9 protein-coding genes are annotated in these 11492 nt (G+C 66.8%); 3 read left to right on the top strand and 6 right to left on the bottom strand.

Annotation, left to right across the window (positions count from 1 at the left end):
- The 6 genes from gap to uvrA form a co-directional block, all read right to left on the bottom strand.
- The gene (gene gap / locus D6T64_RS15390) at positions 1 to 1008 is read right to left on the bottom strand and encodes a type I glyceraldehyde-3-phosphate dehydrogenase (protein WP_119975572.1); all 1008 of its coding nucleotides are present in this window, start codon (positions 1006 to 1008) and stop codon (positions 1 to 3) included.
- 118 nt (positions 1009 to 1126) lie between these two features.
- Positions 1127 to 1753, bottom strand: a complete 627-nt coding sequence (locus D6T64_RS15385) for a superoxide dismutase (RefSeq protein WP_119975571.1) — start codon at positions 1751 to 1753, stop codon at positions 1127 to 1129.
- Positions 1754 to 1853: 100 nt separating this feature from the next.
- The gene (whiA, locus tag D6T64_RS15380) at positions 1854 to 2843 is read right to left on the bottom strand and encodes a DNA-binding protein WhiA (RefSeq protein WP_119975570.1); all 990 of its coding nucleotides are present in this window, start codon (positions 2841 to 2843) and stop codon (positions 1854 to 1856) included.
- 63 nt (positions 2844 to 2906) lie between these two features.
- Positions 2907 to 3782: an RNase adapter RapZ gene (rapZ, locus tag D6T64_RS15375; RefSeq protein WP_119975569.1), complete on the bottom strand. Its 876-nt coding sequence runs from the start codon at positions 3780 to 3782 to the stop codon at positions 2907 to 2909.
- A 118-nt stretch (positions 3783 to 3900) separates the two neighbouring features.
- Positions 3901 to 5853: an excinuclease ABC subunit UvrC gene (uvrC, locus tag D6T64_RS15370; protein ID WP_119975568.1), complete on the bottom strand. Its 1953-nt coding sequence runs from the start codon at positions 5851 to 5853 to the stop codon at positions 3901 to 3903.
- Between the two features lie 13 nt (positions 5854 to 5866).
- Positions 5867 to 8734, bottom strand: coding sequence for an excinuclease ABC subunit UvrA (gene uvrA, locus D6T64_RS15365; protein ID WP_119975567.1), 2868 nt, complete (start codon positions 8732 to 8734; stop codon positions 5867 to 5869).
- 127 nt (positions 8735 to 8861) lie between these two features.
- On the opposite strand from uvrA, the gene D6T64_RS15360 reads away from it, so the two are divergent.
- The 3 genes from D6T64_RS15360 to D6T64_RS15350 all read left to right on the top strand — a co-directional run.
- Positions 8862 to 9476, top strand: coding sequence for a PadR family transcriptional regulator (locus tag D6T64_RS15360; protein WP_119975683.1), 615 nt, complete (start codon positions 8862 to 8864; stop codon positions 9474 to 9476).
- 56 nt (positions 9477 to 9532) lie between these two features.
- Positions 9533 to 10219, top strand: coding sequence for an ABC transporter ATP-binding protein (locus D6T64_RS15355; RefSeq protein WP_119975682.1), 687 nt, complete (start codon positions 9533 to 9535; stop codon positions 10217 to 10219).
- The coding region (locus tag D6T64_RS15350) for an ABC transporter permease (RefSeq protein ID WP_147364587.1) at positions 10216 to 11492 on the top strand (1277 nt) is incomplete at its 3' end. The genes D6T64_RS15355 and D6T64_RS15350, both read left to right, overlap by 4 nt.

Below are 11492 nucleotides of genomic sequence, written 5' to 3'. Positions count from 1 at the left end.
TCAGAGGCGGTCGGCGACGAAGACGGTGAGGTCAACCATGCGGTTGGAGTAACCCCACTCGTTGTCGTACCAGGACGCAACCTTGACCTGGTCGCCGATGACCTTGGTGAGGCCGGCGTCGAAGATCGAGGAGTGCGGGTCGCCGACGATGTCGCTGGAGACGATGGGCTCCTCGGTGTACTTCAGGATGCCCTTGAGGGGGCCCTCAGCGGCAGCCTTGTAGGCGGCGTTGACCTCGGCGACGGTCACCGGGCGCGAGGCCGTGACCGTCAGGTCGGTGATGGAACCGGTCGGGACCGGAACGCGCAGCGCGTAGCCGTCGAGCTTGCCGGCGAGTTCGGGGATGACGATTCCGAGGGCCTTGGCGGCTCCGGTCGAGGTGGGGATGATGTTCGCGGCGGCGGCGCGGGCACGACGAAGGTCGGCGTGGGGGCCGTCCTGCAGGTTCTGGTCGGCGGTGTAGGCGTGCACGGTGGTCATGAGGCCACGCTCGATGCCGAAGTTGTCGAGGAAGACCTTGGCGAGCGGCGCGAGGCAGTTCGTGGTGCAGGACGCGTTGGAGATGATGTTGTGCACGGCGGCATCGTAGACATCTTCGTTCACACCGAGAACGAGGGTAGCCACGTCGGCGCCGGTCGCGGGAGCGGAGACGATGACCTTCTTGGCGCCGGCGTCGATGTGCTTCTGCGCGTCGACGGACTTCGTGAAACGGCCGGTGGACTCGATGACGATGTCAACGCCCAGGGCGCCCCAGGGCAGGTTGGACGGGTCGCGCTCGGCGAGGACCTTGATCGGCTTGCCGTCGACGATGATGGTGTCGCCATCAACCTCGACGGTGGCGTTCAGACGGCCGCCGACGGTGTCGTACTTGAGGAGGTGCGCGAGCGACTTCGTGTCGGTGAGGTCGTTCACGGCGACGATTTCGATGTCGCTGCCCAGGGCGAGGGCGGCGCGGAGGTAGTTACGGCCGATACGGCCGAATCCGTTGATACCGATCTTTACAGACACAGGTGACTCCATTTTTTCGAGCGCCGGACGGCGCGGGGAAGGAAGAAAAGCAAGTTTGGGGAGCTGGGGCGCCAGAGCGCCGCCCCAGCCGATCGTACGGGTCGTGCGGGGCGTGCGCCTACTTGAGGAGAAGCAGACCGTTGGTCTTCTCGCGGGCCAGGGCGAAGCGCTCCTGCACGTTCGCCCAGTTGGCGATGTTCCAGAAGGCCTTGACGTAGTCGGCGCGCACGTTCAGGTAGTCGAGGTAGTAGGCGTGCTCCCAGACGTCGAGCATCAGCACGGGCACGGTGCCGGCGGCGAAGTTGCCCTGCTGGTCGAAGAACTGCTGGATGATGAGGCGCTCACCGATGGAGTCCCAGGCGAGCACGGCCCAGCCGGAACCCTGCACGCCCATGGCGGCAGCGGTGAAGTGGGCCTGGAACTTCTCGAATGAACCGAAGAAGTCGTCGATCGCGGCAGCGAGCTCGCCGACGGGCTTGTCGCCGCCGTTCGGGGACAGGTTCGTCCAGAAGATCGAGTGGTTCACGTGGCCGCCGAGGTTGAAGGCCAGGTCCTTTTCGAGCTTGTTGACGTTGGCGAGAGCACCGGTCTCGCGGGCCTCGGCCAGCTGTGCGAGGGCGGCGTTGGCGCCGGTCACATAGGCCTGGTGGTGCTTGCTGTGGTGCAGCTCCATGATTTTGCCGCTGATGCTCGGCGCGAGGGCCGAATAGTCGTAAGCCAGTTCGGGAAGGGTGTATTCAGCCATAACTTATCTCCTCTGGTGTTCGTCGACGCTGGTACTGGTCGACTCGCGGGTAACCGGCGCGTGAAACGCGCCGGACAAATGAGTGACTTATTCAGTCTACTCAGGTCATTTGCGGCTCATCAGCGTGTGCCGGGTAGTGCGGCTCGGTGCCGGGGATGCCCTCATCGGCCGCCTTTTTGTCGGCCATTGCGAGCAGGCGACGGATGCGCCCGGCCACCGCGTCCTTCGTCATCGGCGGATCCGCGTGATGACCGAGTTCGTCGAGGCTCGACTCACGGTTGTTCAAGCGCAGCTCACCGGCATAGCGCAGATGCTCGGGAATCTCGGCACCGAGGATGTCCATGGCCCGCTGGACCCGGGCGCAGGCCGCCACGGCGGCCTCGGCGGAACGGCGCAGGTTGGCGTCATCGAAGTTCACGAGCCGGTTCGCCGTGGCGCGCACCTCGCGGCGCTGGCGCATCTTCTCCCAGCTCTGCACGGTTTCCTGGGCGCCCATGACCTTGAGCATGGCGGCGATCGCGTCGCCGTCCCGGATGACGACGCGGTGAACACCGCGCACCTCGCGGGCTTTCGCCGCGATGCCGAGCCGGCCGGCCACGCCGACCAGCGCCATGGCGGCCTCATTGCCGGGGCAGACGACTTCGAGCGCGGCCGAACGGCCCGGGTCGGTCAGCGAACCATGGGCGATGAACGCACCGCGCCAGATGGCGGCGATCTCTTCTTTGGAACCGGTGGTGAGGCGGTTCGGCAGACCGCGGATCGGGCGCCGACGGGCATCCAGCAGCCCGGTCTGGCGGGCGAGGGTTTCGCCGCCCTCGATCACCTGCACGAGGTAGCGGTCGGTGCGGCGCACGCCGGAGGCGGGCTGCACCTGCACGGCGCTGCGCACGCCGTAGAGCTCGGTGAGGTCCTTGCGCACGCGGCGCACGATCTGGGGGGTGTCCAGTTCGGACTCGATCGCGATGCGCGTGTTGATCATGTGCAGCCCCCCGGAAAACCGGAGGATTGTGGCGAGCTCAGCGGCGCGCACGGTGGTCTTGGAGACCAGCACGCTGGAGAGTTCATTCTTGACGTCGGCGGTGAGGGCCAATCGCGTTTCCATTCTGTCTTATCCTGCTACTGCATGTTGTCGTGCTCGTGCGTTCTGCCTGAGCTATTCGCGCCCCAGGTCGCGGTCTTTGATCCTGACCGCGACGCCGGGAAGTTTTTCGATGCGGGAGGCGAGCTCCCGCGCCATGGCCACCGAACGGTGCTTGCCGCCGGTGCAGCCGATGGCGATCGTAGCGTGGCGTTTGTTTTCCCGCTGGTACCCGGCCACTACCGGCGCGAGCGCGGCCGCATAGTGGTCGAGGAACTCCAGGGCCCCCTGCTGCTCGAGTACGAAGTCGCGCACGTCGGGGTCCTGGCCGGTGTGGCCGCGCAGTTCCGGGATCCAAAACGGGTTGGGCAGAAAGCGCGCGTCGGCGACGAGGTCGACGTCCGTCGGCAGTCCGTATTTGAACCCGAAGCTCATGACGGTGACGTGCACGCCGGCCGCGCCCTCGGCCGAGAACCGTTCGGTGATCGTCGTGGCCAGCTGGTGCACGTTGAGGTCGGAGGTGTCGATGACGAGGTCGCTCGACTCGCGCACCGGTCCCATGCGCACTCGTTCGGCGGCGATGCCGTCGAGCAGGGTGCCTTCGCCCTGAAGCGGATGCGGCCGGCGCACCGATTCGAAGCGACGCACGAGCACGTCGTCGCGGGCTTCGAGAAAGATGACCCGCACCTGGGTGCCACTGCGCAGGGCCTGCACGATCTCTTGGAAGTCGCCGAAGAAATCCCGGCCCCGAATATCGACCACGGCCGCTATTTTGGGCAGGTTGGTGCGGGCGCGTTCGACGAGCTCGACGAGGGGACGCAGCATTTGAGGCGGCAGATTGTCGACGACGTACCAGCCGAGGTCTTCCAGAGCATTGGCAACGGTCGAGCGACCCGCGCCCGACATTCCCGTGACGATCAGCATCTCCTGCTTGTCGGGGTCTGTTGTCATTCTGACTTGCGCCTTCGGTTGAGGGTCTTCACGCATCTAAGCCTACAGATCGACCACTGCGATCCGGACCGCGTGATCAGGAACGCGCGATCAGGAACGCGTGATCAGGAACGCGCGCTCAGGACCGCAGGTGCTCGTGGATGGTCGCTGCGAGCACCGGCCCGATGCTGCGTACGTCGCTGATCGCCTCGACGTCGGCCTCTTTCAGCCGGGCGACCGAACCGAAGTGCTGCAGCAGCACCTTGACCCGGGCCGGGCCGAGACCGGGAATCTCGCCGAGAACCGAGGAGATGTCCCTCTTGCGCCGGGCCCGCTGGTGGGTGATGGCGAAGCGGTGGGCCTCGTCGCGGATGCGCTGGAACAGGAACAGGGCGTCGCTGTTGCGCGGCAGGATCACCGGGTAGTCGGAGTCGGGCAGCCAGATCTCCTCGAGGCGCTTGGCGATGCCACAGAGCTGGATGCCGGTCACCCCGGATTCGCGCAGTGCCCGAGCGGCCGCGGAGACCTGCGGCTGGCCACCGTCGACGATCAGCAGATTCGGCTGATAGCGGAACTTTTTCCGCTTGGCGTCGGCGTCGAGGTCCGCCGCGAGGGGCATCGCCACGATATCGACGGTCGGGTCGAGGGCACCGGGATCGACCGCAGGGATCTCGAGGAGGGCGCCCGGGGCATCCGTGGGCACGTCGACGCCCGGGCGCAGGTAGGCGAGGCGCCGGGTGAGGGTGCGATAGATGGAATCGGTGTCGTCGGTGGTTTCGGGGATGTTGAAGCGGCGGTATTCGTCTTTGCGGGGAAGGCCGTCTTCGAAGACGACCATCGAGGCGACGACGTTGGTGCCGCTGAGGTGCGAGGCGTCGTAGCACTCCATGCGCAGCGGCGCCTGGGTCATGCCGAGGGCCTCCTGGATGTCTTCGAGCGCTTTCGACCGGGAGACGAAGTCGGAGCTGCGCCTCGTCTTGTAGAGCATCAGGGCATGCTTGGCGTTCTGGCCGGCCGTCTCGAGCAGGGCGGCCTTCTCGCCGCGCTGCGCGGCGACCAGGCGCACCTTGCGGTGGCCGACCCCGGCCAGCCAGGTTTCCAGGGCCTCCGCGTCGTCCGGCAGCTCGGGAAGCACGATTTCGCGGGGCGGATTGACGCCGCCGGTGTAGGCGGTCTGCAGGATCGAATCGAGCAGCTCACCGGTCGTGACGTCGAGCTCCTTGTCGACCATCCAGCCGCGCACACCACGGATGCGTCCACCGCGCACGATGAACTGCTGCACGCTCGCGGCCAGCTCATCCTGTTCGATCCCGAACAGGTCGATGTCGACGGTGTCACGGAGCACCACGGCGCTCTTCTCGAGCACAGATTCGAGGGCCTTAGCCTGGTCGCGGAGCTTCGCGGCGCGCTCGTAATGCTGCTCGGCGGCGGCGACCTTCATCTCGGCCGTGAGCTGGTTGATCAGCTTGCGGTCGTGGCTGTTCATGAAGTTGACGAACTCGTTGACGATCAGGCGGTGCTCCTCGAAGCCGACCTTGCCCGAGCACGGTCCGAAGCACTTGCCGATCTGCCCGGCGAAGCAGGGCTTGCCGGATTCCATGGCGCGCTTATAGTTCGCGTTGTTGCAGGTGCGGATTGGGAAGGCCTTGAGCATGAGTTCGACGGTCTCGTTGACCGCCCAGACCTTGGGGTACGGGCCGAAGTAGCGGGCTCCCTTGATTCCGGTGGTGCGAGTGACGAGCGCCCGGGGTGCGTCGTCGGCGAGGGTGACGGCCAGGTACGGGTAAGACTTGTCGTCCTTGAACTGCACGTTGAAGGGCGGGTCGAACTCGTTGATCCAGGTCCACTCGAGCTGCAGGGCCTCGACCTCGGTGCCGACGACGGTCCATTCGAGTGAGGTCGCGGTGGTGACCATGCGGCGGGTGCGTTCGTGCAGGCTGCTGAGTGGCGCGAAATAGTTCGCGAGCCGGGCCCGCAGGTTCTTGGCCTTGCCGACATAGAGCACCCGCCCCCCGGGGTCGCGAAAACGATAGACCCCGGGGTTCGTGGGTATTTCGCCCGTTTTGGGGCGATAGCTCAGCGCATCAGACATCAGTGGACCGAGCCTAACGCCCGGCGAGGATCTCCTTCAGGAAGGTTCCGGTGAAGCTCTTCTTGACCGTACTGATGTGCTCGGGGGTGCCGGTGGCGAGCACTTTGCCGCCGCCGGATCCGCCCTCCGGGCCGAGGTCGATGACCCAGTCCGCGCTCTTGATCACGTCGAGGTTGTGCTCGATCACGATGACGGTGTTGCCTTTGTCGACGAGGCTGTTGAGCACCAGCAGCAGCTTGCGCACGTCTTCGAAGTGCAGCCCGGTGGTGGGCTCGTCGAGCACGTAGACGCTGCGGCCGTTGGAGCGGCGCTGCAGCTCGGTCGCGAGCTTGACCCGCTGGGCCTCGCCGCCGGAGAGCGTGGTGGCGCTCTGGCCGAGCCGCACGTAGCCGAGGCCCACCTCGACGAGGGTCTTCAGGAAGCGGTGTATGGCGGAGATCGGCTCGAAGAACTCGGCCGCCTCCATGATCGGCATGTTGAGCACCTCGGCGATGTTCTTGCCCTTGTAGTGCACGGTGAGGGTGTCGCGGTTGTAGCGGTCTCCCCCGCACACCTCGCACGCGACGTAGACGTCGGGCAGAAAGTTCATCTCGATCTTGATCGTGCCGTCGCCGGAGCAGGCCTCGCAGCGGCCGCCCTTGACGTTGAAGCTGAACCGTCCGGGCAGGTAGCCGCGGGTCTTCGCTTCGATGGTCTCGGAGAACAGGTTGCGGATCTTGTCGAAGACGCCGGTGTAGGTGGCCGGGTTGGAGCGCGGGGTGCGCCCGATCGGGGCCTGGTCGACGTGCACGACCTTGTCGAGTTGGTCGAGGCCGGTGACCCGGGTGTGCTTGCCCGGCAGCTTGCGGGCGCCGTTCAGGCGGTTGGCGAGCACCCGGTAGAGGATGTCGTTGACCAGTGAGGACTTGCCGGAGCCGCTGACGCCGGTGACGGCGGTGAACACGCCGAGCGGGAAGGTGACGGACACCTTCTGCAGGTTGTTGGCCTCGGCGCCGGTGACGGTGATCTCGCGTTCCGGGTCGAGCGGGCGGCGCGTCGAGGGAGTCTCGATGCTCTTGCGGCCGGAGAGGTAGTCGCCGGTGAGGGACTCGGTGTTGGCCAGCAGGCCCTCGTAGGAGCCGGAGTGCACGACGTGGCCGCCGTTGACGCCGGCGCCCGGTCCGATGTCGACGACCCAGTCGGCCATGCGGATGGTGTCCTCATCGTGTTCGACGACGATCAGGGTGTTGCCGAGGTCGCGCAACGCGACGAGGGTTTCGATCAGGCGGCGGTTGTCACGCTGGTGCAGCCCGATGCTGGGCTCGTCGAGCACGTAGAGCACACCGGTCAGCCCAGACCCGATCTGGGTGGCCAGACGGATGCGCTGGGCCTCGCCGCCAGACAACGTCGCCGCCGCGCGGGCCAGGTTCAAATAGTTGAGGCCGACCCGAATCAGGAAGTCGAGGCGCACCTTGATCTCGCGCAGCACTTGGGCGGCGATGGTCGCCTCCCGGTCGGTGAGGGCCAGCTGTTCCATGAACCCGCGGGCGTCGCTGAGGCTGAGCGCGCAGACATCCGCGATGCTCGCGTCGTGGATGCGCACCGCGAGCACCTCGGGCTTGAGCCTGGTTCCGTTGCAGACGTGGCAGTCGACCTCACGCAGGTATTCGGCCCAGCGCTGGCGCTGGGTGTCGCTCTCGGCCTGCAGGTACTGGCGTTCGATGTACGGCACAACACCCTCGAAGCCGGAGGTGTAGCTCATCTCGCGGCCGTAGCGGTTCTTCCACTTCACCCGCACCTCGAAGTTGTCGCCGCGCAGCACGGCGTTCTGCACCTCCTCGGTCAGTTCACCCCACGGGGTGTCGAGCGAGAAGTCGAGGTCGTGAGAGAGGCCGTCGAGCAGCTTCTCGTAGTACTGGAAGAGCCCCTTGCCCTGGGTGGTCCAGGGCAGAACGACGCCCTCGGCGATGCTGAGGTCGGGGTCACCGAGCAGCAGGTCGGCGTCGACGGACATGCGCGTGCCGAGGCCGGAGCATTCGGGGCAGGCGCCGAAAGGAGCGTTGAACGAGAAGGTGCGCGGCTCGATCTCGGTGAGCTGCACCGGGTGGTTGTTCGGGCAGGACAGCTTTTCGCTGTAACTCTGCCAGGCCTCGTCACCGGTCTTGTCGATGAAGTTGATCTGCACGACGCCGTCAGTGAGCTTGAGGGCGGTCTCGAGCGAGTCGGTGAGGCGGGTGAGCAGCTCGGGGCCGGCAACGAGCCGGTCGATCACGACGGAGATGTCGTGCTTCTGCTGCTTCTTCAGGGTGGGCGCTTCGCTCAGCTGGATCTGGTTGCCGTCGACGATGGCGCGGGAGTAGCCGCCGGCCGCGAGCTCCTTGAACAGGTCGACGAACTCGCCCTTTTTCTGCGAGATGACCGGGCTGAGCACCTGGTAGCGGATGCCGCCCTCGAGCTCCATGAGCTGGTCGGCGATCTGCTGCACCGTCTGGCTCTGGATGATCTCGCCGCAGATGGCGCAGTGCGGCACCCCGATGCGGGCCCACAGCAGGCGCATGTAGTCGTAGATCTCGGTGATCGTGCCGACCGTCGACCGCGGGTTGCGGTTGGTGGACTTCTGGTCGATCGAGACGGCCGGACTCAGGCCCTCGATGAAGTCGACGTCGGGCCGGTCGACCTGGCCGAGGAACTGGCGGGCGTAGGCGCTGAGTGATTCCACGTAGCGGCGCTGGCCCTCGGCGAAGATCGTGTCGAAGGCGAGCGACGACTTTCCCGAGCCGGAGAGGCCCGTGAACACGACGAGCGAGTCCTTCGGAATCTCGAGGTCGACGTTGTGGAGATTGTGCACGCGCGCGCCGCGCACGCTGAGCTTGGAACCTGTTTTCACCGGGGTAATTGACACTCATCAATTCTATTCAGTGCCACCGACACTGCCTGAACGTTGCCTGTCATGCCGGGCGGGTCATCCGTTGCCGAGTATGTATATACTCGGAAACGTATTTGCAATGTTCCGTTATTTCGGGGGTTCCATGTCCGTTCGTCAGAGTCTGCTCGCCATCCTCAATCAGGGCCCGTGTTACGGGTATCAGCTTCGGGCGGAATTCGACCGCCGCACCGGGTCGACCTGGCCGCTGAACGTCGGCCAAATTTACAACACGCTGGACCGTCTGGAGCGCGACGGGCTCGTGCAGAAGGCGACCGCTGAGATCGACTCGGAGGGTGGCGAGGCGCACAACACCGTCGAGATCACGGATGCCGGTCGGCTCGAGGTCGCCCACTGGCTCGACTCCCCCGTCGTGCGCACGACGGCCACCCGCGACGAACTCGCCATCAAGCTCGCGATCGCCGTCACCCTGCCCGGCGTCGACATCGCCCACGTGATCCAGGTGCAGCGCACCGCGACCTTCCGCACCCTGCAGGAGCTGACCCGCACCAAGAACGCGACGGATGACCCGGAGTCGTCGGAGCAGCTCGCCTGGCTGCTCGTGGTGGATTCGCTGATCTTCGCCGCCGAGGCCGAGGCCCGCTGGCTCGACCACTGCGAGAACCGACTCGCCCGAGCGCTGGCAGCCGGCACCGCGGCACCGCTGCCGCTGTCAACCGACGTGCCCAAGCGCGGCCGCCCGGCCAAGGCCCGCGCGTGACCGGCCCTGGTCTTCAGATCGACGCCGATCTGCTGCTGCGGCTCGACGGGGTCTCGATGCAGTACGGCCGCGGCGAGACCGCGGTCACGGCCTTGGCCGGGGTCGACCTGCAGGTGAGCCGCGGTGAACTCGTCGCGGTGATGGGGGCATCCGGTTCGGGAAAATCGACGCTGCTGACCGTGGCCGGCGGGCTCACGCCGCCGACCGCCGGCGAGGTCATCGTCGAGGGGCACTGGCTGAGCCAGCTGTCGGCCCGGGAGCTCGCCGTGCTGCGGCGACGCAGCCTGGGCTTCGTGTTTCAGGACTTCAATCTCATTCCCTCGCTCACTGCGCTGGAGAACGTGAGCCTGCCGCTCGAACTCGACGGGTGGACGTCGAAGAAGGCACACCGACCCGCGATGGATGCTCTGCGCGTGGTGGAACTCGGCGATCGTGCCCAGCACTATCCGGCGGACCTCTCGGGCGGCCAGCAGCAGCGGGTCGCGATCGCCCGTGCGGTGGTCGGCGGCCGCTCGCTGATTCTCGCCGACGAACCGACGGGAGCCCTCGACAGCACGACCGGAGAACTGGTGCTGCGAATGCTCCGCTCCCGGGTCGACGCGGGCGCGGGCGGCATTCTGGTCACCCATGACGCCCGCCACGCGGCCTGGGCGGACCGGATCGTCTTTCTGCGCGACGGCCGGATCGTGGACGAGTCGCGGGCATCCGCTGTCTCGAGCCTGCTCGGCGGGCTGCCGCGATGACCGTCTCGCTCACGGGTGGCCGCTCGGGCGGAACGCGCATCGCGTTTCGGATCGCCCGGAGGATGGCCGGACAGTCCCGCGGGCGGAGCGCCCTGATCGCGCTGCTCGTGGCCATTCCCGTGCTGGGGCTGGTCGGCATCACCACGGTGGTGGCGAGCAACGAGGCGACTCCCGCCGAACGCGCGGTCCTCGAGCTCGGGGCGACCGAAGCGCGGATCAGCATCGTTACAGTGCCCACCGCTGATTTCTCCCAGGATCCGCTCGACGACCGGTTCTTCCGTTACGGCTACGCGGAAGATGCCGAGCAGTCGCTCAATGCAGTGCCGGTGTCCGCCGAGTCGCTGTTCCCTTTCGACACCCGTCTGCTCTCGATCCGTTCGACGGATGTCGTGGCCGAGACGAAGGACGGGCTCGGATCCTTTCCGGCCGTGCAGGGGCAGCCGTGGGATCCCGCCTTCGCCGGAAAATGGGACGTGACGGCCGGAACGGCCCCGACCGCAGACGACGAAATCATGGTGACCGCCGCTACGCTCGATCGACTCGGCGCCGGCATCGGGGGCACGGCGACCCTCACCGCGCCCAACGCCGGATCGTTCACGATCGTCGGCACGATCAGCAGTTCGAGCCTCGACGACGACGCGGTTGCCTTCTACGGCCTTCCCGGCGCGTTCGACGGCATCCTGCCCGGGGCCTCCGATTGGATGACCCAGTGGTACCTGCCCGACACCCCGCTGTCGTGGAGCCAGGTTGAAGAGCTCAACCCGCACGGGGTGAGCGTGCTCTCCCGTTCGGTGCTGCTCGACCCGCCCCCGGCGGGCAGTGTGAGCTTTGACTCGGGCGGCTCCTCCCCCGATTTTCTTGTTATCTTCATCGCCCTGCTCGGCGGCTTCGCGCTGTTCGAGGTGGCTCTGCTCGCGGGAGCCGCGTTCACGGTCGGCGCCCGCACCCAGCAGCGCACTCTCGCCACGCTGGCCAGTGTCGGTGGCGACCGACGGATGCTGTTTCGGGTCATGTCCTTCGGCGGAGTCATTCTCGGCAGTGTCGGCGCCGTCGTGGGAACCCTGCTGGGGCTCGGCGGCGCCTGGATCTTCCTGGGCGTCTGGGCTCACGGCAACGCCAGCCGGTACCCGGGGTTTCACGTCGATCTGGTGTCCCTGCTCGTCATCGCGGCCTTCGCGGTTCTCGCCGGTTGGTGCGCGGCCGCGGTTCCGGCGCGCGCGGCCGGCCGGATCGACGTGCTCGCGGCCCTGCGCGGCGCCCAGCGCCCGCCGCG

The organism is Cryobacterium melibiosiphilum (assembly GCF_003602235.1).
GTDB lineage: Bacteria > Actinomycetota > Actinomycetes > Actinomycetales > Microbacteriaceae > Cryobacterium > Cryobacterium melibiosiphilum.
This window is presented reverse-complemented; position numbering and strand designations above follow the sequence as displayed.

Excerpts from the sequence above, each read along its gene's own strand:
- D6T64_RS15360 (WP_119975683.1), top strand. The coding sequence starts at position 8,862 with ATGTCCGTTCGTCAGAGTCTGCTCGCCATCCTCAATCAGGGCCCGTGT.
- rapZ (WP_119975569.1), bottom strand. The coding sequence starts at position 3,782 with ATGACAACAGACCCCGACAAGCAGGAGATGCTGATCGTCACGGGAATG.
- D6T64_RS15385 (WP_119975571.1), bottom strand. The coding sequence starts at position 1,753 with ATGGCTGAATACACCCTTCCCGAACTGGCTTACGACTATTCGGCCCTC.
- D6T64_RS15355 (WP_119975682.1), top strand. The coding sequence starts at position 9,533 with ATGCAGTACGGCCGCGGCGAGACCGCGGTCACGGCCTTGGCCGGGGTC.
- uvrC (WP_119975568.1), bottom strand. The coding sequence starts at position 5,853 with ATGTCTGATGCGCTGAGCTATCGCCCCAAAACGGGCGAAATACCCACG.